Origin of the sequence: Paenibacillus oralis, from assembly GCF_003863965.1 — a bacterium.
Taxonomy (GTDB): Bacteria; Bacillota; Bacilli; order Paenibacillales; family Paenibacillaceae; genus Fontibacillus; species Fontibacillus oralis.
In genome coordinates, this window is sequence record NZ_RRCN01000001.1 from 2,180,937 (window position 1) to 2,203,103 (window position 22,167).

The following is a 22,167-nucleotide window of genomic DNA, read 5'->3' on the forward strand; positions in this document are numbered from 1 at the left end:
CAGGGGTGCCTTTTTTTTGTTAACGCCTGCTGGATTTTCCCGTCCTATTACCTATTCTTTTAGGTTATCGGCAATAAATGACTTACTTCGACATGAAGTTAAGTTTATTATGTATACATATCTAGTTTTTGCCATCAATATAAAAATTATGGATGAAATGAGGTGATACGCATCCTAAATCGATGTCATTCTATTCAGGTTTGAAAGCGCTTAATATATCATGAAGGGAGAATATCTTATGATGCATTTGATTCGAAATGTGTGGGGCAAGCTGGGCACTCTGACTATCATATTTGTGCTTCTTGCAGCCAGTATAAGCAGCGGAAGTGCATTTGCTGCAGCCAGTTCATCGACCACCTCAAACACAACGAGGGTATCTGTGCACGATCCATCCATTTACTACGATTCTTCAACGAACAAATATTACGTTTTCGGTTCCCATTTGGCTCAGGCCGGCAGTACGGATCTGAGAAACTGGTCTAATGTCGGAACCCAGGGTTATACCAATCGGAGTCTGTATGCACCATCAACCTTTGAGGGGTATTATTATATCAAAAATAAAAATAGCGGCTTGTATCTTGATGTAGCTGATGGGGCGGCGGCCGACGGAACGAATATTCGGCAATGGTCCTACAACGGTTCCGATGCGCAGAAGTTCAGAATCATGCATCACAGCAATGGAGATTATTACATTCTGACGGCCAACTCTTCCTATAAGAGCAGCATTGACGTCAACAGCGGATCGGCCGCCGATGGCACCAACATTGAGCAATGGGCATACTGGGGCGGCGCCATGCAATTGTTCCGAATTCAGCAGAATGAAGATGGAACGGTTGCTTTCCTGACCAAAGCATCGGGGTATACTTCTGCGCTGGATGTCGCTGACGGGAGCACATCTGCGGGCGCCAACGTCCAGCAGTGGAATTACTGGGGCGGAGACATGCAAAAATGGAAACTGATCAAAGCGGGCGGCACGGGGAACGCATCCAGAAGCTCGGGCGCGCCACTGCTCTCTGCGCTCGCGCCATCTTTTGCATGGGCGGGTTATAATGATCAGGATAGCTCGGGCGGTCACGCGGTATGGGCGCCGGATGTGATTTATAACCCATCCTATGTATGGGCGGACGGTTCCAAGGGCGCTTATATGTTGTATTACAGTACATCATCGACCTACATTCGTTCCGCCATTGGATTTGGCGTGTCCAAGTCCATAACAGGTCCGTACGAATATGTAGATACTATTGTTTATTCCGGATTTACCCGTGCCAGCAACCCCATTACCACCACGTCGCCGCTCGGGACCAAAACCGTGAATACGTGGTATCAAAATACCAACATCCCGGATCTGATCGACAACGGTACCCTATCGGGAGTCCGAAGCGGCTGGTTCTCAAGCAGCGGCGGCTATAACAACTCGCTGTTCCCGAACGCCATCGACCCTTCCCTGATTTACGATGCTTCAGGCAGACTATGGATGAGTTACGGGTCCTGGTCCGGCGGCATTTATATGCTTCAGCTTAATCCCGAGACGGGTAAGCCCTATTATCCCGGGGCGGACAGCGGCAATACGGATCGTTATTTCGGCAAACGCATTGCGGGCGGTTACGGAAAATCGGGGGAGGCCCCTTATATTGTCTATGACAAAGCCGCAGGTTATTACTACCTGTATGTAACGTATGGGGGATTGGCAAATATGGGCGGCTATCACATCCGGTTATACCGGTCCACCGCGATTGACGGACCGTACACGGATGCCGCCGGCAACCAAGCCGTGTATCCTTCCGCTTCAATCAATCAAGGCAATCACGGTATTAAACTGTTCGGAAATTATCAGCTCTCGGGAATCCCGCTAGGTTACAAATCGGGAGGGCATAATTCGGCACTGATTGATACGGACGGATTGCGGTACCTGATTTACCATACCCGCTTCAATAACGGAACCGAAGGGCATGAGGTTCGGGCGCATCAACAATTCATGAATGCGGATAAGTGGCCTGTCACAGCGGTATACGAATTCCTGGGAAGCAGCATTTCTTCTACGGGATACAGCATGAATGATATGACGGGGACCTATCAATTCGTCAAAATGGGGCTTGACGCTTCGACATCCGGTGTGGGCATGCTGCCTACCCAAAGCGTAACTTTGAACGCAAACGGCACCATAACAGGCAATGTGACGGGCACTTGGTCTTACACTTCCGGGACTTATTACTGCTCCATGGTCATTAATGGAGTGACCTATAAAGGCGTGTTCTTCAAGCAAAGAAATGAGCTCTCCAGCCACAATGAAGTGATGACCTTCTCGTTGATCGGAAGCAATAACGAGTCGATCTGGGGCTCAAAATAGAAAAACCGTGAGGTTATTATAAGACATCCATGTTGACGCTTTCAAAATCTTGATATATAATTTCAATTAATCGAATACACCCATTAGACATGTGACTGGTAAAGCAGGCAGGATCTAAAATGACAAATCTTTTATTTGTCGTTTTAGGTCCTTTTTTATTTGTATAAAAGCCGGCTTACTTTCGCAAATTTACAAAAGGAAGGGGCATTGGACATGAATTACAAACAGACTGCCGCGGAAGTTCTGAAGTATGTAGGCGGCAAGGAGAACATCGCCCATTTTGAACATTGCTCGACAAGACTGCGTTTTTCCTTGATCGACAACAGTAAAGCTGATGTCAAACAGCTTGAAAGCATTCCCGGCGTGATTGCCGTAAAAATGACAGGCCAGTGCCAGGTCGTCATTGGGAATGAAGTGGTTGAAGTTTATGATGCGGTTAATCAGTTGCTGGGCTCGGCGAACCCGAACTCGGAATCCGCTGCTGCTGCGGCATCCGAAGCTAAACCGAAAGAAAAGAGAAAGCTTGGCAGCGTTATTTTGGATTTTATCGTCGGTGTGTTTCAGCCGCTGATTCCGGCGATTGCCGGGGCCGGGATGTTAAAGTCGTTGTTGCTGCTGCTCGGGTTAATGAATGTTTTGGACCCGGACGGCCACACTTATAAAATCTTGGTGCAAATTGGCGACGCGGCTCTGTACTTTCTTCCATTACTAGTGGCCGTTACCACCGCCAACAAACTGAAAGTAAATACTTTGGTGGCCCTGGCTGCCGTCGGCGCTTTGCTTCTGCCGAACATGACGGCCATGCTCGGGGAAGGCGCCCAGTTGTTCGGCCTTCAGATCAAAAGCATCGCCTATGCCTATCAGGTCTTCCCGGCGATTCTGACCGTCTTGCTTTATGCCCAAATGGAAAAATGGTTTACGCGAATATCGCCGAAGGTGATCCGGATCTTTTTTGTCCCGATGATGTCGCTGCTCATTACCGTTCCGGTTTCTTTGCTCATTTTGGGTCCGCTCGGCTATACGCTCGGCGAAGGTTTCTCATCCATTATCTTAACCCTGTTCGATAAAGTGGGCTGGATTGCCGTAGCGCTCTTGGCCGCCGTATTGCCGCTGATGGTATCCGTCGGCATGCACAAAGCGCTCATTCCTTACGCTCTCTCCGCGATGGGAAGCACCGGCAAGGAATTGCTCTATATGCCCGCTTCGCTTGCCCACAATATCGCCGAAAGCGGCGCCTGCTTCGCCGTTGCGGTGCGGACCAAGGATAAAGCGCTAAGAGCCACGGCGATTTCCGCCGGAATTTCCGCCTTGTTCGGCATCACGGAACCGGCCTTGTACGGGGTCACCCTGCAAAATAAAAAAGTGCTCGGCAGCGTCATGTTCAGTTCTCTTATCGGCGGGGCGTTTACCGGCATCGTCGGCCTGCAGGCTTATGTGCTGGTCGGACCTGGATTAGCCAGTTTGTCCATGTTTATTTCGGAAGAGCTGCCGCGGAATATCATTAATGCCGTCATCGCGCTCGTTATTTCCTTTGTGGTTGCCTTCGTTTCGGCCTTTGTGCTTGGCAAAGACAACAAAGCCAAAGCGGAAGAGCGGCAACCTGCTAACCAGCTTACCACGGTAAAAGAGTTCAAAAGCCCGGTGATCGGGGAAATGATTCCTTTGTCCGAAGTGAAGGATGAGGTCTTTTCCAGCAAAGCGATGGGCGAGGGGGTTGCCGTGATTCCCGCCAAAGGCGAATTGTACGCGCCCGTGGACGGCAAAATTGAAGTGATTTACAGCAGAAACCATGCGATGGCCATGAGTACGGCGAACGGCATCGAGCTGTTGTTCCATGTAGGGATCGATACCGTTAGGTTGCGGGGCAAATATTTTGAGCCCCAGGTGAAGGTCGGAGATGAAGTGAAAGCCGGCGATTTGTTGCTGAAGTTCGATCTTGAAAAGATTATTGAAGAAGGCTTCGATCCGGTAACCATCGCCATCGTGACCAATAAGGACAAATACGCGGTAGAGGTTGCGGATTTGAAGCAGGTGAACCGCCAGGATACTTTGATGGTTGTAACCGCTTTAGAAAATTAAACCAAGGGAGAGAATAGAAATGAGCAAAGGATTTCAGGAGAACTTTTTATGGGGCGGCGCCATTGCCGCCAATCAGGCGGAAGGTGCTTGGAACGTGGATGGGAAAGGTCCGTCCGTCGCTGACATAGCCATGTACAGACCCCATTTAAATGTTGAGGATTACGAAGCGCACCAGGTCGTTACCACCGAAATGATTGAACGGGCGATGCAAGATCCGGACGTCAAAAAATATCCGAAACGCAGAGGGATCGATTTTTATCATCGGTATAAGGAGGATTTGGCGCTGTTTGCTGAAATGGGCTTCAAGGCGCTGCGCGTTTCGATCGCCTGGAGCCGGATTTTTCCGACCGGTGAAGAGAACGAGCCCAATGAATTGGGGCTGAAGTTTTATGACGGTTTGTTCACGGAAATGAGACGGCTCGGCATCGAACCGATCGTCACGCTTTCCCACTATGAAATGCCCCTTGCTTTAAGCGTCAAATACAACGGGTGGGTGGAAAGAAAGGTCATTGATTATTTCGTGAAATTTAGTAATGTCTGCTTCTCGCGTTATAAGGACCTGGTGAAATATTGGCTGACCTTTAACGAAATCGACAGCATCATCCGCCATCCTTTCACAACCGCGGGCATTGTCCCGGAGCGTTGTCCGGAGGGCAAGGTGGAGGAAACTATTTATCAGGCGCTGCATCACCAGTTTGTCGCCTCGGCGCTGGTGACCGCGGATTGCCACCGCATCATTCCGGGCAGCCAGGTAGGCTGCATGCTGACGATGCTGACGACCTATCCGAATACGTGCCATCCCAAAGATGTGGAAATTACGCTGATGAGGAATTTGCACACTTATTTTTACGCGGATGTGCAGGTATTTGGAGAATACCCGCCCCTGATCGAAACCATGCTCGAGCAGAAAAATATTCATCTGCAAATGGAACCGGGAGATAGGGAGATTTTACGGAAGCACACGGTCGATTTTGTTTCTTTCAGCTACTATATGTCGTTGACCGAGTCCGCCAAAGAAGGACTGGAGCGAACGTCGGGCAATACGATCACAGGGGTGAAAAATCCTTATTTACCCGTAACGGATTGGGGATGGCAAATCGACCCGGTGGGCCTGAAAATTTCCTTAATCGAGTTATACGACCGCTATAAAAAACCGCTGCTCATTGTGGAAAACGGCATGGGCGCCGTGGACCGGGTAGAAAGCGACGGTTCTATCCACGATGACTACCGGATCAATTATTTTAGGGAACACTTTAAACAAATGAAGGAAGCGGTGGAAGCCGGCGTTGACCTGTTTGGCTACACCAGCTGGGGACCGATTGATATCATCAGCGCTTCCACGTCCCAGATGTCCAAAAGGTACGGATTTATTTATGTCGATCAGGATGACGAAGGGAACGGCACGTTGCAGCGCAGCCGCAAGGATTCTTTTTACTGGTACAAAAAAGTGATTGAAAGCAATGGCGAGGATTTGGATTAATTCCCTATCTTTCGATAAGGAAGGTGGCCCGTGATGATCAAAATCAAAAAAGTGTTGAATTCCAGCGTAGTTTTGGTGGAGGATGAGCAGAACAAGGAGTACATTATGTTTGGCAAAGGCATCGGCTACGGCCAAAAAGCGGGTAATACCGTCGAGGAGCACCAAGCCGACCAAATCTTCATGCCCATCGAAAATGTCAAAGTCAAAGAGTATCTTGGCGTATTGGACGCTATTCCTCCGGTATACGTGGAACTGACCGGGCAGATTGTGGCTTACGCGGAAAAGAAGCTGCAAACCAAGCTCAACACGGGGATCTATTTTACCCTTATGGACCATTTGCATTTTGCGGTGGAAAGGTTGTCTAAAAATATCGCGATTGCCAACAAAGTGTTTTGGGAGATTAAAAATTACTATGCCGAGGAATTTGAGATCGGGCTATTCTCCTTGGAGCTGATCAAAGAAAAGCTGCAGATCGACATGCCCAAGGAGGAAGCGGCCAACATCGCTTTTCATTTGATCAATGCCCAAAGCGGGGAGAAGGAATCCAAAGACGGCATGAAGATGGCCAAAATGATCGGCAGCATCGTCAACCTGGTGAGATATTCGATGAATATTGATATGGATACGGAAAACGTTCATTATACCCGTTTTGTAACCCATGTGAAGTTTTTTGTGGAGCGGTTTTATACGGATAAGATGCTGGAGAATACGGACAACATCCTGTTTGAGCAAATCGCCAGCCTGTATCCGCAGGCGATGGACGGGGCTTTTAAGATCAAGGAGTATATTCACCAGGTATACGGAAAAAACATTCCAAACGAGGAGCTCACCTATCTGGCCGTGCATATTCACAGGCTGATCTCCTATAACCAGTTGGCTTAGAGTTAAACGGAGGATCTTTAACATTGAAAGCGGGCAATATCATTATTTCGTTCATTGGCTGTTTTATTATGGGTTTAGGCGTCAACGTAGGATACGTTCCTGTTCATTTATTTAGCACAGGATTTCCGGGAATCGGGATTCTCACGCTATATACTTTAAATTGGAGTCCGGGGATCGTCGTGTTTGCTCTAAATATTCCTTTGCTATTGCTGGCTTGGAAACGGATTGGCCGCTTTTTCGTGATCCAGACCATGATTGTTGCGGGGGCTTTGTCCGTCTTCCTTGACCTGCTCGATCCCATCCGAAATTGGGTCCACCCTCCGCTATGGTTAGGCATTGTGATTGGCGGGGCATGCTTGGGATTCGGGTCGGGAATCGTTTTTAGCCAAGGGCTGACTAGCGGAGGGGTTGGACTGTTAGGCCGGTTAATTCAGCTTCATTTTCCTCAACTAAAGATGGGCACGATTCATATTGCATTTGATTTTGTTGTGCTTATACTTGGAGCCATGATCATGGATATCAAAACGGCATTTTTCACATTCCTGGCATCTCTTATTATGGGACGGACGATGGACTTTACAAAATCAAAACTATTCGGAGCCATTGGGCGGGCTAACGGACTGAAATAACCTTATTTCTTTGGCCGGCCGTCAAGCACCGATTTTTAGATTGAGCCCGAAAATAGCGGGTGAAAAGTTAGAATCAAAGCCTGGTCCGTATGAGGACTGGGCTTTTTTTAATCTTATAGAATTAATAAAATTTCGGGCGTGGTAGAGGGCGATGTACAGGTAGAGAGGGGGAGAAGAGAAATCTGGGAATCTGGGGGCTAAGGGACACCAGAGACGTTATTTTGGGAAAAACGGAGGTTTGCAAAATGTAACGGACATAGATGCTCTTATTTACCTCAAATCGGCCTGGATGAACGGGTTTAGAGCGAAATAGGGTCAGGTGTGTCCGTTAGCCTGGGAAATACCCGGGAAATGGGCGGATAAGGTCGCTGGTGTCCGTTAGAGCAACGTCCACTGGATGTAGACTACAGATTGGAAAGGGTCGAGGTACTTGGGCGGTACTGTTCATGAAAAAAGGGAAGGTTACTCAAAGAACAGAAGAGGGAATGGGGTTGAAAGTTTACGCCCCGCCTTTAAAGGACGCCGTCAGGCGTTTTCTTATTGGATCAACTGGTGATTGGAATTACCAATGTATTGATGTGTGTCGATACTAAGGAATTTAGAGAATTGGACGCCCGAATGAAAGAACATTTTGGTGATGGTGTTCTCACGGAACAAATTGGCGGAACGACGGAAGAACTGATTGAAATCGTGAATAAAAGTGTGCAGGAAGGGAAAAACCTCCTCCCTGAGCATTACTTTTATGGTAATTATCGGTAATATAATCGCAATTTAGTGAAGAATCCAAGCAAGGACTAAGTGGTAAGGTTAGTGATAAATGTCACGGAAAACAGATGTTAAAATTTTAGACAATAAAGTGGGTAGCAATCGCTATAAAACAACGTTGGAGGAGCATAAGATCATGACAGTCCGTCGTGGACCCGTGGAGCAAGATTATATTATTGAACGTGTTCAAGCCCTTTTTCAATGCAGGGTTTTGTGGAGCGAAGGGCGCCCATGCCTGGAGTATGATAGCAAGGAAGAGTTGGACAAAATCTCTGAATACGTAAAAGCTAATTTTGAGAATGAACTTCTAGATGTGTTTTTTACAGCCGTTGAAAGCCTACCAATAGAGTAACAACTCGAACGAATGTTTGGAAAGCGACCTTAATCGGTCGCTTTTTGCTTGCTCGTATTCGAGGTGAACGAATACTCCTAAAACGCTCTAGCGTTGCCTCAAAGCCACCAGTATTCTAACGGTTGCCACAAGCGTTATTTGTTCCAAGAACGTTGATTTCAAATTACAACCGTTAGATTTCCGGGTAGCTGTTACGGAAATCTTGAGCAACGTTTTTAGCCCATTTTATATCATTTTTATACAGAAATTGTGGAAATTATATGAAAAAGAACTATTACATCTCAAAACTTAACAAAAAACGTCGATAAAATCTATATATAGATCATAGAGTAATAAATTGTAAAAAAATGAAGCCGGGACGGACCGAAAGCGTTACCTTTTTTCGTATAAATAGGTAGCGGAAACCTATCGAAATATGTACGGCTTTCAGAGAAAGGTGGTGACTTGGTTAAAAGTTGCATTCGTTGTATTTAATGATGCAGAACATCAAGGGAGGGATAAATTTGTGGATTGGAGTAAGGTGACGCTGTACCAAAACGATAAGCTCGTTTGGGGTCAGGAGCCTTAAAGCCTGACGAAGCGGGGCCCGTATGGGTGTCGCTCTTTTCAAATTGAAGGGAGGAAAAAAGCGGGATGAAGGAAAGAAAGAGTAATAGTGGTATTTTGTCCAAACGTTCCAAATGGCTGCCTGCCGTCATGGCATGCGCGGTTACATTAAGTGTTGCACTGCCGGCTCAAACTACAGTTCACGGTCAAACGGCAAAAACCGTTTCCATTCAAGTCGATACGTCCAAGGATCGGAATCCTATCAGCCCTTATATATACGGTACGAATCAGGATTTGGCAGGGGATGAAAATCTGACGGCGAGACGGCTTGGCGGCAATCGGTTGACCGGCTACAACTGGGAAAACAATATGTCCAATGCGGGCAGCGATTGGCAGCACTCCAGCGATAACTTTTTATGCACCAATGGCGGTCTGACAGATGCCGAATGCGGCGAGCCTGGAGCGGTGGTGACTTCGTTCCATGATCAATCGCTGCAGCTTGGCGCCTATTCTTTAGTCACGCTGCCGATGGCCGGATATGTGGCCAAGGATGGAAACGGAAGTGTGCAGGAAAGCGAAAAGGCTCCTTCCGCTCGTTGGGATCAAGTCGTAAACGCTAAAAATGCGCCGTTTGAACTGCAGCCTGACCTGAGTGACAATCAGGTTTATACGGATGAGTTCGTTAACTTTTTGGTGGATAAGTATGGCGATTCTTCAACAAAGACGGGTGTAAAAGGATATTCGCTGGACAATGAGCCGGCTCTCTGGCCGCATACGCATCCGCGCATTCATGGTGAACCGGTTGGAGCGAAAGAGTTGGTGGACCGGGCGGTAAGTTTATCCAAAGCCGTCAAAGCGGTTGACCCCGGGGCGGAAATTTTTGGCCCGGTTCTTTACGGTTTTGCGGCCTATATGGATCTCCAATCCGCACCTGACTGGAACTCCGTAAAAGGCAGCTACAGCTGGTTCGTGGACTATTACCTGGATCAAATGCGCCTTAGTTCGGAAGCCGAGGGCAAAAGATTGCTGGATGTTTTTGATGTTCACTGGTATCCCGAAGCAATGGGCGGAGGCATCCGAATTACGAATGAGGTCGGCAACGACGAAACGAAGAAAGCCAGAATGCAGGCGCCTCGTACTTTATGGGATCCGACCTACAAGGAAGATAGCTGGATCGCTCAATGGAACAGCGCATACTTGCCATTGCTGCCTCGATTGAAGCAGTCGATAGACAAGTATTACCCGGGAACCAAACTGGCTTTGACCGAGTATAGCTACGGCGGCGAAAATGATATTTCCGGTGGGATCGCTATGGCCGACGTGCTGGGCATCTTGGGCAAAAACGGCGTTTACATGGCAGACTACTGGAGGTTAAAGGAGGGGGCTAACAATTACGTTAGCGCCGCTTACAAGCTTTACCGCAATTATGACGGCAATCGCTCTACTTTCGGCGATATCAGCGTTAAAGCGCAAACATCGGATATTGAAAATAGTTCGGTGCATGCTTCCGTAACGGATGCAGCCCCAAATGAACTGCATCTCGTAGTCATGAATAAAAGCATGGACAGCGCACTCAACGCCGAATTCAATCTTTCCGGCGGGACGACTTACGGTTCCGGTAAAGTTTGGGGCTTCGACCAAACCAGCTCGCAAATTAAAGAAGCAGCGCCGATCACGCAAATTTCCGGCAACCACTTTACCTATACAGTACCGCCTTTGACGGCTTATCACATCGTGTTGACTGCCGGCAGTGATCATCCTGAGCCGCCTAAGGAGGCTCCCGGAAGCTTTACGCTGAAAGCTGAAGCGGGCGACGGGAAAGTCGATTTGTCCTGGGACGTTTCCAGCAGAGCTGTGAGTTACAGCGTACAGCGGGCAACGGCTGCAAACGGTCCGTTTACTACAGTAGCCTACAACTTGGCCGCAACGTCTTATACGGATACAAGCGTAACGAACGATACTTCTTACTATTACAAAGTCACCGCAAGCAACAGTGCGGGAACGACCGACTCCAATGTCGTAAATGCGGTTCCGCAGGTGCCTAAAGACGGCCCGGTTCGCTATGAAGCCGAAGACGGCACGCTGAGTGGGGGAACCACGGTGTCATCCAGCGGGAGCGGCTTCTCCGGCACCGGTTATGTAACGAATTTCCACAATCCAGGGGATTCGCTGACGATGACGATCCAGGCTCCAGAGGCGGGCTTGTACGATCTTACCATCGGCTACCGTTCTCCTTATGACGACAAACGCACGAATTTCTCTTTAAACGGCAAAGCGTCCGGTGAGCTGGTGCTTTGGACATCGGCTGATTTTACGGAAACTTCCGGTGGGAAGCTGCTGCTGAATAAAGGGGCGAATACGATCGGTTTTGAAACGGGCTGGGGCTGGTACGATATCGACTACGTCAAGCTGAAGCCTGCCGCCGACCGTCCGCCGCATGCGGTCACCAAAACGCTCACCAATCCGAACGCGACGGTAGAAGCAAGAGCATTGATGAACTATCTGGTGGATCAATACGGCCAGAATATCCTCGCCGGTCAAGAGGATATCGCCGAAATTGATTGGCTGCAAGCCAATGTAGGCAAAAAACCGGCGATTGCGGCGCTTGACCTGATCGACTATTCGCCAAGCAGAGTGGAACGTGGTGCTACTTCCACAGAGATTGAAAAAGCGATTGAGTGGGATAAGCAAGGGGGCATTGTTTCCTTTGCATGGCACTGGAACGCGCCGAAGGATTTGATCGATGAGCCGGGAAAAGAATGGTGGAGAGGCTTCTATACCGATTCGACTACATTCGATGTAGAATATGCGATGAACCATCCGGAATCCGAAGATTATAAACTGCTTGTTCGCGACATCGATGTGATCGCCGAGCAATTGAAGAAGCTGCAGGATGCGAAAGTGCCTGTCCTGTTCCGTCCTTTGCACGAAGCGGAAGGCAAGTGGTTCTGGTGGGGCGCTAAAGGTCCTGAACCCGCCAAAGAATTATATATTTTGATGCACGACCGTTTGACGAATGTGTGCAAATTGAACAATTTGATCTGGGTCTGGAATTCCGTTTCTCCCGATTGGTATCCGGGGGACGAGTATGTGGATATTTTAAGCTATGACTCTTACCCGCAAGCCGGTGACTACAGTCCGCAAATTGCCAAATACGAAGACCTTGTTACCTTGGGCAAGGACAAAAAGCTCGTTGCCATGAGCGAAAACGGCGCTATTCCGGATCCTGATCTGGCGAAGCTGTATCAAGCCCATTGGAGCTGGTTCGCTACTTGGTATGGCGATTTCCTGAGAGACGGCAAACATAATAGCCTTGAGCATCTGCAAAAAGTGTACAATCATCCGAACGTCGTTACGTTGGACAAGCTCCCGCCCAACTTAAAAACGTACGGCATATCCGACCAGCCGTCCGTACCGGGCAGCTTTACGCTGAGCGCAGCGGGCGAAACGGCGAAAGTAACGCTGAACTGGACAGCATCGGCGAATGCGGCAGGCTATGATGTGAAGCGTTCGACGGCTGCAGACGGCACGTTCGCGACAGTAACGAGCGATGTATACGGCACTAGCTACACGGATATAGACGTAACGGCAGGCACGACGTACTACTACCAAGTCGTAGCGAAGAACGATGCGGGCCAAACGGTTTCGAACACGGTCAGCGTGGTGCCGAAAGCGGATGATCAGCAGCCGGGGGCGGGACTGGTGCTCCAGTATCGCACACAGGATACCAGTGTGAATGACAATCACTTTAAGCCGCATTTCCAAATTATAAACAAAGGTACAACCTCCGTACCGATCAGCGAGTTGACCCTCCGTTATTACTACACGATCGACGGCGAACGTACACAGGTATTCAACTGCGACTATGCAACACTGGGCTGTTCGAAGCTGAACGGCAAGCTGGTCAAAATGGATGAAGCTGTACCCGGCGCCGATTATTATTTGGAAGTCAGCTTCAACCCGGATGCAGGCGTGTTGGCGCCTGGAGGCAGCACGGGTGAAATTCAAACCCGTATCAATAAAACAGACTGGTCAAACTATGACGAAAGTGATGATTACTCGTATAAAGGCACGCAATCTTCCTATGCCGATCATACGAAAGTGACGTTGTATCAGAATGGCGTACTTGTTTGGGGAACCGAACCGACAGCGAATTAATGGTCATAAACCACCACACTACAAAAAAATGAAGTGATTACAAAGTGGAAAGTGATTGCCAGATGAACAACTTATCCGAAGAATGCTTGCCGCAGATTCGCAGCGGCGATGAGCAGGCACGGTCGGCTCTAATTGGTCAATACCGGCCCTTTATATTGAAGGTTGTCAAACACGTCTGCAAGCGTAGAGTTGGATGGAATGATGATGAAGCAAGCATAGGTTTGATCGCTTTCAATGAAGCTGTTGATCGATACCGTACGGGGTATGGGAAAACATTTAATAATTTTGCGTTTCTTATGATCCGCAGACGATTGATCGATGATTTTCGGAAAAAAATAAAAATTTCCCAAAACGAAGCCGATTGGAAGGAAATGCTGTACATTGCCGATAATGCGAGCTCGCTGGATGCCTTTGAAAGGCAGGAGCGAGCTGCGGCGCTGGCGGAGGAATTGGTCAGCTATGACGAAAGGCTTCGGGAATTCGGTATCTGCCTTCGGGAGCTGGAAGAGATCATGCCAAGTCACCAGGATACCCGGCAAATGCTGGTGCGGATTGCCCGCCATTTTTGCAACAACCGGGAATGGCTGAACGATCTTTTGCACAAAAAGAAGCTTCCCTTGAAGGCTATGACCAAAGAGATCAACGTTAGCAAAAAAACGCTGGAACGCAATCGGAAGTATCTGATATCGCTAATCCTGATTTTCGGCTGCGAGGATTTTACGAGAATTCGCGAGAGCATCTCTTTTACAAGGATGGAAGAGGATACGCGGTATGTAGAGCAGTTGTAACGAGCTTAATATCATTTTAAGTTGAAGAGCGGCCTTAGCGGGCCGCTTTTTTGCGTTAAGTACTTCGGATTTGGCAATATCCGTATCCTGAACCAGGCCTATATCATCTTCCATTGGACTATGGCACAGGAATTTCTGGGTGTATGGCATACAGTAACCATGAGATGGTGAACAGAAAGGAAAGGAGGTTTTCCATGAAGATACCGGTCAAGGGAGTTGTGATATCATCCACAGATTCGGACGGAAGCCATTCGCATAAGCTGTATATTACTTCGTGGGGAGGAAGACCGGTACACTCGCACGAATTTAAGGGGGTTACTTCGTTTGACGTGGGGCATCGTCATGCCTACGCGGGCTTGACGGCGCCGGCCCCCAGCGGGGTGCAGCATACCCATCGTTACCATACGGTTACGTCATTTGATGACGGGCATTCCCACGTGATTACAGGTGTCACCGGCCCGGCTATTCCCGTTCCCGGCGGAGGCCATATTCATCACTTTGAAGGGGTGACGACAGTTAACGGCGCAATGCCGCATACGCATTATTACCGCGGAAATACAGGAAACGAAGTCGCCGGCGATTAAAAGGCCTGCTGATCCCGCAGCAATTGATAAGCTGGAGGGGACGGAAAGTTCCCTCCAACAAGAGAAGAGGATGTCAATGGCCATTGGGAAAATGAGAAAGCAACAGGAGATGTTACAGAACCCTGTCTTGCGTGCGTATTTGCCTGAAACTCACTGGATGACGGATTCAAGCACATTACGAATGCTGAAAAACTATTCCACCGTCTTCATAAAACCTGACCAGGGAAGCGGCGGCAGCGGAATCATCCGTGTCAAGAGATTGCGCGGGGGGTATGAGGTCCGTTGCGGTCCAAGTCAGAAGATTGTCGGAGCTGGCGCTGTCATAAAAGCGATTCATTCCTATCGGAAACCCAGGCACCGGTATTTGGTACAGAGGGGCCTGCGATTAGCGAAGTATCATAGGATGATCTTCGATATCCGTGTATATCTGCAGAAGCCGAAGAACCATTGGATTATTGCGGGGATGGCCGCCCGTGTTGCCGCTCCTCACAAGTTTGTGACCAACTATCTTAAAGGGGGGCATGCGGAGCCTTTGCAAAAGGTTCTCTTAAGCATTTTTCACAACAACCAAACCAAAGTGGACGCCTGTTATCGCAAAATAGAGGGGCTGTCCATGACCATTGCCAGAACGATTAATAAATGGCATTTGATTAATGAATTAGGCGTTGATCTAGCCATAGACGAGAATGGCCGCATTTGGATCATTGAAGCCAATTCACATCCGGGCCATAGGTTGTTTACTCAACTCCCCGATCGTACCATGATTAGAACTATTATGGAAAACAAGCGAAGCATCGGGAAAAAACCATAAAAGAGGATCGCCCGCCCTGTTCTTTAACGGAGCGGGACGTTCCTCTTTACGTGTATCTCGGACTTTCGGTGATCTCCTATTTTTCCCCGTCCCACTCGGCGTAAAACTGCTCCAGATACTCCAGCATAAATTGATGTCTTTGTTCCGCCAGCGCTTTTCCGTACGAGGTGTTCATCAGATCTTTCAACTTCAACAGTTTTTCGTAAAAGTGATTGATTGCGGTATCCTGCCCATTTCTATATTCGCTTTCCGTCATGGTTTCTCTCGGCTTCACCTCAGGATCGTGCATCGCTCTCCCCTTCGCCCCGGAATAGGTAAAAACGCGCGCGATGCCAATCGCCCCGATCGCGTCCAACCGGTCGGCGTCTTGCACCACTTGGCCTTCCAGGGTTTTCATGGGGCTGGAATTTCCGCCCTTAAAAGACATCGTAGAGATGATCTCCATCACGTGCCCGGCATCTTCGGGCTCCACGTCATGCTCCTCTAACCAAGCGCTTACCTTCCGAAGACCGTACTCCTCGCTGGGGTTCAGTTTGGCATCCGCCAGATCATGGAGAAGCGCGGCGAGCTGGCAAATATACAGATCGGCGCCCTCCTGCAGGGCGATGGTTCTGGCTAGCCGGGTGACACGCTGAATGTGTCCCCAATCATGGCCGGTGCTTTCCTTTTCGAGCGCTATTTTTACATCGGTTTCGGCTTGGGAGATGATCTGTTCCTTGATATTTTGCTTCATAAATGTACTCCTTTATTTCTTTCCTAAACTAAGTATATATTATATCCCCTGATAGACCCGTTAGAGACTGTACCTTAAAAATTTTCTATGAGGTATTGTACATGGATGGGCTGTTTTTTTGTCGAGATTTTGTCGAGTTTTGTTTGATAAAGTGATGGATGGTTCTTCCTCCAGGGATTCCAACCGATTCCCAACAAGGCGGAGAAGAGATTTGCCAGGGATGATGGCCTTTCGGCACATCATGCTTCAAAAATTTATATTTAGAAATTAAACTACATATCTAAATTCAGCGGGAAAGGCGTGATGAAAGGATGAAGAAAGTCAAGAGAGGGCCTGGAATCCGGATGATGCGGGGATGGTCGATGGTGCTTTCCTTTTTGCTTGTTGCCAGCATGCTTCCGCTGCCGAGCTTGGTTCAGCCCTCGGTAGCTCATGCGGAGGCAGGTTCGGAAGCCGAGAGTACCACCGTTACGGGGGCCGTGTATCCGGGCGGCGTCAAAAACGGACTAATTTCGTGGGTTGATATCGAAGATAGCATGAATTTGGCAGAGGACGGTATAAGCATTACCACCTTAACTGACTTAACCGATTTGAATCCGGATGTTTCCGGCGATAATGTTTGGAATCCCATTGATCCAACCAAGCCTAATTCGTTTGTATCCGGCGCGATTAATTTTAATGGGGGAATATTAATTAACTCAACCAGGGGTTACTATACGCGGACTCATTTTAATACTACAGATACAACTCGTGAAGTATTTTCAATTCAAGGGCCTTATACAGGAGTAATAGGCGGATTCCCTTGGAATTTTGGGGGCGAGGGCACCGGTTCCCAAAATATAATAAGCAATACTTCGATAGCATCCAATTTTGGCAATGCGGGCAGCGGAAACGAATTAAAAATTTCCGGCAACCAATTTGTGCTAGGGCAGGCCGACATCCTCAATGTATTGCGGACAGCGGATACTTTGGGCATTTTTTTAAACGGAACCAAATTGGGGGAAAGAGTACCGGTCGGCAATGTTAATTTTAATAAAGCTTCGGCAGCAGGCGGCTATTACATTGGCGCAGCGCATAATAATCGGTTTAACGGTCTTGTGACGGAAACGATCATATATAACCGTGTGCTGGAAGCTTATGAAAAAAATAAAGTCAACAGCTATTTGGCTTTAAAATACGGGATCACTCTAAACAATGATTATGTTGCCAGCGATTGGGACGGAGCAGCAGGGACGGCATTTTGGGATACGAATTCCAATACGGCTTATAATAACCGCGTAACGGGGATCGGCCGCGACGATTTAGGCGCGCAAAATCAAAAACAATCGAAGTCGCAAGGAAATGGCGCGAATGTAACGATTTCGCTGGGTGATTCCGTGGCTGCGACGAATATGGCTAACACGGAAACTTTTGAAAAAGACAAATCCTTTTTCGTGTTTGGAGATAACGGAAAAGAAGTAAGTTTTGAACAAGGCTACAAGCTTACGAATGATGAATCCATAGCTATCAAAACGATAGAACGCGTGTACAAGGTACAGAAAACAAATTGGGATGCTGGTGATCGGATTACACTTCAAGTTGATAAGATTGATGTAGAAAAAGGGTATCCATTATATTTGATCGTTAGCAGCAGTGGAACCTTTGATACTGAAACAACTTACTATCCGGTTAATCAAACCGACGGGACAGTTATATTAACTGATTCGGATATTGGCGACGGAAACTATTTCACCTTTGGCTCGGCTTATCCGTTGCCCGACAGTGCACAGTTGGCGCTGGCCGAAGTCGATGGCGCCGATCATTCGTTATCCTTAACGTTCGATCGGGAAATTGCTTTGGGTGATCTGGCGGGTTTTGCAATTACAGTGGGTGATGCACCTCTTGATTTGACGGGTGCGGGTTACCGGGTCGATCCGAATGACAAGAAAAAGTTAATTATTGACTTATCGGAGGAAGACCTCTCATCCGGCGAAGCGATCACGGTTTCCTATGACGGAACGGGAACGCTTAGAGATCTGCAAAGCGGAGTTTCGGCCGATGCGTTTAAGGAGACATTGAATGCCATAAATAAAGTGGCGCTGCAAAATAAAATCGAGGAAGCTGCGGGCATAACGAATGAGGGGTACACCGATACCTCGTGGCAAGCTTTGCAAGATGCATTGGAAGCTGCCAATATCGCACTGGCTAAAGCCGATGCGACACAGGCCGAAGTTAATACTGCGCTAAACAACTTGCAAACTGCCATCGCTGGACTGGTGAAGAGCCCGCCGAACGCAGAAGGCGGCAGCTTTATCGAGGGGACAAACACGATTACGATTGATTTTGATCGGGCGGTGAAGTTTGACCTAAGCGGAGGAGGCAGTTTTGCTGAAGGATTTAAAGTAACGGTCGGGGGAACGGAAGTAACGGTTGTTAATGCGGCGGTTGACAGCACGGATCCGACAAAAGTGATCCTCACGTTGCCGGATGGAACCGACCTTTCCGCCAAGGAGACCGTTCACGTGTCTTACGAGAAGGCTAAAGGCCATCTTGTTGGTGACAGTGAAGGCGGGGTGGCCGCCGGTGACTTTGAATTCGATGTGAAAGACCCGTTTGCCGCGGCATTAACGGTTACCGAGCCGATTGGGATTACGAATGATCTGCAGCCTGCAGTGACGGGGACCGCACCGAAAGATGCGGAGAGCGTCGTTATTACGCTGACCGATTCGGAAGGCAAGCCTGTTAAGACAAATGAAGTTTTAACCATTGATCCGGTCACGGGGGCTTGGACGTTTGATGCTTATGAAGCGGATTTGGCTCCGGGCGTTTATACCGTGACAGTAACGGCGACAAAAGGTGGACAAGTTGCAACAGAAGTGCACACTTTTACCGTCGTTAATAAAACGGCCCTTCAGGCCGAGGTGGATGAAGCCGCCGGTTATAACGAAAAAGACTGGTCCTCGGAGACTTGGCAAACCTATCAGGATGCCTTAGAAGCCGCCAAAAACGTACTTGCTAAGGACGAAGCGACGCAAAAAGAAGTTGATGATACCTTGGCAGCACTGGAAGCGGCCCAGGCCGGCTTAAAGAAAGCTGCGCCGATTCCGTCCAACCCCGGATCTTTTGAAGGGGGCGTGGCGTTCATTACGATTCCGTTCGATCGAGCGCTGGCGCTTGACGGAACGGGAGATGAGGCGGATGGATTTACCGTCACTTATGTGGACGAGTTCGGCAACCCGGGTACGATCGAAGTAACGAGCGCTGCGATTTCCGGGGATAACAAGGACCGGATCACGCTGAATCTGGCTGAGCCGCTCGCCAGCGGTTGGAACGTCACCGTTGCTTATGATGGAGAAGCGGGGCACCTGAAAGGCGAGGGTGAAGAAGGCTCCCCGGTAGCGGATTTCAGTTTCGAGTTGAACGATCCGTTTGCCGCAGCGCTGCAGATTACCGAGCCTGGCGGAAATACATCGGACAAGACGCCTGCCGTTTCGGGCAGTGTTCATGCGGATGCGGATGAACTGACGGTAACGATGAAGGATGCACAAGGAAATATCGTTGACGTTGCTGGTGAATTAATCTGGAATACCGGCGATTCCGCCTGGTCTTACGATATAAAAGAAGAATTGGAGCCAGGCACCTATACAATAGAAGTGACGGCGGTGGAAGGCGGACGTTCCGTTACAACAACCAGAACATTTACAATCACGGCAAACGTAGATAAGACAGCGTTGCAAAACAGAACATCTGAAATTAACAACGAGATCAGCGCGGGAACGCTGAAGCCGGAAGACTACACCCCGGAAACTTGGGCGAAGCTGCAAGAGAAGCTGCAAGCGGCGCTAGGCGTGCTCGGCGATGAGAATGCCACGCAGGAGCAAGTTGACGCGGCACTGCAAGCGCTGAATGATAGTCGGAATGCATTGATTCGACAAGTTGGACTGTCCATCGTGCCGTCAACGGGTACGATTCAACCGGCCGTAACAGATGCCGTTTATGACTATACGATGTCCGTAAGCAATAACACATCGCAAATCCGGTTTACGGTTGCTTTCAATCCGGAGGCAACGATCACGGTTAATGGCCGACTGGTCGAGAACGGACAAACCAGCGATGCTATTTCACTGCGGGAAGGAAAAAATGAGATCACCATCGTGATCACAGAGCAGGACGGCAGCACAAGAACTTATACCATTACCGTCACCCGGGACGAGAAATCCAGCAGTTCCAGCGGCGGCAAAAAGAGCAGCGGTTCGAGCTCCAATAACACTAGTAATTCCACCGCACCTCAAACCCAAACGATTGTAGTTGATGTGGTTATCGGCGGCGATGAGGAAGCGGATATTACGAAGGTGCCGATCGAGCGCACGTCTTACAATGACGGACATATTGTCGATAAAGTAACCTTCAACAAAGCGAAAGCGCAGGAAACGGTCGATAAAGCGTTGAAGACCGGTAAAGATGTGGCGCGGATCATCATCCCGGACGAAAAGGATGAGGTCAGCGAAGTGAATCTGCAAGTTCCGGCGGACACGGTGGCGCTACTGCAAGAGAATGCCATTGCTTTTGAAATGTACAATCCGAATGTGTTCATTCAGGTGCCGGCCGATTCGCTGAAAGGCCTGACGCAAGACTTCTATTTCCGGCTCGTTCCGGTCAAAGACAAGAGCGAACGGGATGAGATTGAAGATCGCGCGCGGACTGAGGAAGTGGTTCGCAAATGGGCTGCCGACGACAATATCAAAGTCGTGGCCAGACCGATGACGATCGAGACGAACCTGCCGAGCCGGCCGGTTACGCTGACCCTGCCGCTGAAGGGCGTCGAGCTTCCTGACAATGCGAGCGCACGCGCCGCGTTCCTGAAGCAGTTGGGAATCTTTATCGAGCATTCGAACGGCGAGAAAGAAGTGGTTGCAGGGAAGGCCGTAACCATGCCTGATGGTCAACTCGGCCTGCAATTCTCCGTTAATCATTTCAGTACCTTTACGATCATTGACTTTAACAATGGAGTAACGGACGGTCAGCATACGCCGTATATTCAAGGATTCCCGGACGGGAAATTCAAACCGCTGGAGAACGTAACGCGCGGACAATTGGCGGCGATGATTGCCCGCAACCTCGGCTATGTCGAAGGTTCCTATAGCGGGGAAGCACCGTTTAGCGATGTTCCGGTAACCTCGTGGCAAGCGGGAGTCGTTGCTTTTGTCAAAGAACAAGGAATCATGCAAGGGCTGCCGGACGGCAGCTTTATGCCGAATCAAGCCGTCACCCGTGCGGAAATCGCCACGGTCATGGCCAACTACCGGAAGCTGGCCGCGTTGCAAGGACAGACGAGCTTTAACGACATCGCCAGACATTGGGCACAAGGAAACATCAATGCGGTACGGGAAGCCGGCTTGATCGAAGGCTTCCAGGACGGCAGCTTTAAGCCAAATGCCTATGCATCGCGTGCGGAAGCGGTCGTGATGCTCAACCGGATGTTTGAACGTGGTCCGCTGTATGGCGTAACCGCGCCTACCTTCCCGGATGTGCCGGCAACGCACTGGGCATTCAATGATGTCGAAGAAGCTGCGACGACGCACAGCTACATCATTGACGAAGAGCAGAAGGAAGTTATTGCGGAATAGTTTTATGCATCAAGAAGCCGAGACAGCATGGGGATGCCCCGCTGCCTCGGCTTTTTTTAGATTAGAATCTATAACCCAACTTTCGCAGAGCCTAAATCGGCTTAACCACCGCTGCCTATCTATTTTGCCTGGCCGGATTGCGGGCAAAAGCGTACTTGGATCGGCTTGGCGCTGACCATTAATTGCAAAACATACAACTAACTTTGCATCTAGTTGCCCAATCATTCGTTTAATTGCATTTCATACATTTATTTCCTTGTTTGTAGCCTCATTTTTCGAAAAATAGCGGAGTAATTGCAGGTTTTACACTTAATCAAGCGCTATGGCAGCATTTCCGGGTAAGTAACTGCACATTTTGCAACTATTCCATTCAACAATGGACCAAGAAAGCAGGAGTAGGAAGCAGG

Annotated in this window: 13 protein-coding genes; 12 read left to right on the top strand and 1 reads right to left on the bottom strand. The window is 49.0% G+C overall.

Going from position 1 to position 22,167, the window contains the following annotated elements; translation table 11 throughout:
* Positions 1-238 precede the first annotated feature (238 nt).
* The 11 genes from EHV15_RS10310 (at position 239) to EHV15_RS10360 (ending at position 15,421) form a co-directional block, all read left to right on the top strand.
* The gene (locus tag EHV15_RS10310) at positions 239-2,347 is read left to right on the top strand and encodes an RICIN domain-containing protein (protein WP_218571218.1); all 2,109 of its coding nucleotides are present in this window, start codon (positions 239-241) and stop codon (positions 2,345-2,347) included.
* A gap of 213 nt (positions 2,348-2,560) precedes the next feature.
* Positions 2,561-4,426: a beta-glucoside-specific PTS transporter subunit IIABC gene (locus tag EHV15_RS10315; RefSeq protein WP_128631115.1), complete on the top strand. Its 1,866-nt coding sequence runs from the start codon at positions 2,561-2,563 to the stop codon at positions 4,424-4,426.
* Between the two features lie 19 nt (positions 4,427-4,445).
* The gene (locus tag EHV15_RS10320; RefSeq protein ID WP_178075812.1) at positions 4,446-5,906 is read left to right on the top strand and encodes a glycoside hydrolase family 1 protein; all 1,461 of its coding nucleotides are present in this window, start codon (positions 4,446-4,448) and stop codon (positions 5,904-5,906) included.
* Positions 5,907-5,939: 33 nt separating this feature from the next.
* Entirely contained in the window at positions 5,940-6,788 is an 849-nt protein-coding gene (locus EHV15_RS10325; RefSeq protein WP_128631117.1) for a PRD domain-containing protein, read from the top strand.
* A 23-nt stretch (positions 6,789-6,811) separates the two neighbouring features.
* Positions 6,812-7,417 carry a YitT family protein gene (locus tag EHV15_RS10330; RefSeq protein ID WP_128631118.1) on the top strand — a complete coding sequence of 202 codons (606 nt, stop codon included), beginning with the start codon at positions 6,812-6,814 and terminating at the stop codon, positions 7,415-7,417.
* 540 nt (positions 7,418-7,957) lie between these two features.
* Positions 7,958-8,176, top strand: a complete 219-nt coding sequence (locus EHV15_RS10335) for a hypothetical protein (RefSeq protein WP_128631119.1) — start codon at positions 7,958-7,960, stop codon at positions 8,174-8,176.
* Positions 8,177-8,318: 142 nt separating this feature from the next.
* Positions 8,319-8,534, top strand: a complete 216-nt coding sequence (locus tag EHV15_RS10340) for a hypothetical protein (RefSeq protein ID WP_128631120.1) — start codon at positions 8,319-8,321, stop codon at positions 8,532-8,534.
* A gap of 633 nt (positions 8,535-9,167) precedes the next feature.
* Positions 9,168-13,238 (top strand): glycosyl hydrolase, encoded by a 4,071-nt coding sequence (locus EHV15_RS10345; RefSeq protein WP_128631121.1) that lies wholly within the window; start codon positions 9,168-9,170, stop codon positions 13,236-13,238.
* Positions 13,239-13,300: 62 nt separating this feature from the next.
* Entirely contained in the window at positions 13,301-14,026 is a 726-nt protein-coding gene (gene sigI, locus EHV15_RS10350; protein ID WP_128631122.1) for an RNA polymerase sigma-I factor, read from the top strand.
* Between the two features lie 194 nt (positions 14,027-14,220).
* Complete coding sequence (locus EHV15_RS10355) at positions 14,221-14,610, top strand: YmaF family protein (protein ID WP_128631123.1); 390 nt, start codon at positions 14,221-14,223, stop codon at positions 14,608-14,610.
* A gap of 76 nt (positions 14,611-14,686) precedes the next feature.
* Complete coding sequence (locus EHV15_RS10360; protein ID WP_128631124.1) at positions 14,687-15,421, top strand: YheC/YheD family protein; 735 nt, start codon at positions 14,687-14,689, stop codon at positions 15,419-15,421.
* 76 nt (positions 15,422-15,497) lie between these two features.
* On the opposite strand, the gene EHV15_RS10365 is transcribed toward EHV15_RS10360, so the two are convergent.
* Positions 15,498-16,154: an HD domain-containing protein gene (locus EHV15_RS10365; RefSeq protein ID WP_128631125.1), complete on the bottom strand. Its 657-nt coding sequence runs from the start codon at positions 16,152-16,154 to the stop codon at positions 15,498-15,500.
* Between the two features lie 311 nt (positions 16,155-16,465).
* Between EHV15_RS10365 and EHV15_RS10370 the strand changes: the two genes are divergently transcribed.
* Complete coding sequence (locus EHV15_RS10370) at positions 16,466-21,760, top strand: DUF8202 domain-containing protein (RefSeq protein ID WP_128631126.1); 5,295 nt, start codon at positions 16,466-16,468, stop codon at positions 21,758-21,760.
* Positions 21,761-22,167 lie beyond the last annotated feature (407 nt).

Bases quoted from the DNA above. Each gene is read 5' to 3' on its own strand.
- EHV15_RS10325 (WP_128631117.1), top strand. From the start codon at position 5,940: ATGATCAAAATCAAAAAAGTGTTGAATTCCAGCGTAGTTTTGGTGGAG.
- EHV15_RS10365 (WP_128631125.1), bottom strand. From the start codon at position 16,154: ATGAAGCAAAATATCAAGGAACAGATCATCTCCCAAGCCGAAACCGAT.
- EHV15_RS10345 (WP_128631121.1), top strand. From the start codon at position 9,168: ATGAAGGAAAGAAAGAGTAATAGTGGTATTTTGTCCAAACGTTCCAAA.
- EHV15_RS10340 (WP_128631120.1), top strand. From the start codon at position 8,319: ATGACAGTCCGTCGTGGACCCGTGGAGCAAGATTATATTATTGAACGT.
- EHV15_RS10360 (WP_128631124.1), top strand. From the start codon at position 14,687: ATGGCCATTGGGAAAATGAGAAAGCAACAGGAGATGTTACAGAACCCT.
- EHV15_RS10310 (WP_218571218.1), top strand. From the start codon at position 239: ATGATGCATTTGATTCGAAATGTGTGGGGCAAGCTGGGCACTCTGACT.
- sigI (WP_128631122.1), top strand. From the start codon at position 13,301: ATGAACAACTTATCCGAAGAATGCTTGCCGCAGATTCGCAGCGGCGAT.
- EHV15_RS10320 (WP_178075812.1), top strand. From the start codon at position 4,446: ATGAGCAAAGGATTTCAGGAGAACTTTTTATGGGGCGGCGCCATTGCC.
- EHV15_RS10315 (WP_128631115.1), top strand. From the start codon at position 2,561: ATGAATTACAAACAGACTGCCGCGGAAGTTCTGAAGTATGTAGGCGGC.
- EHV15_RS10355 (WP_128631123.1), top strand. From the start codon at position 14,221: ATGAAGATACCGGTCAAGGGAGTTGTGATATCATCCACAGATTCGGAC.
- EHV15_RS10370 (WP_128631126.1), top strand. From the start codon at position 16,466: ATGAAGAAAGTCAAGAGAGGGCCTGGAATCCGGATGATGCGGGGATGG.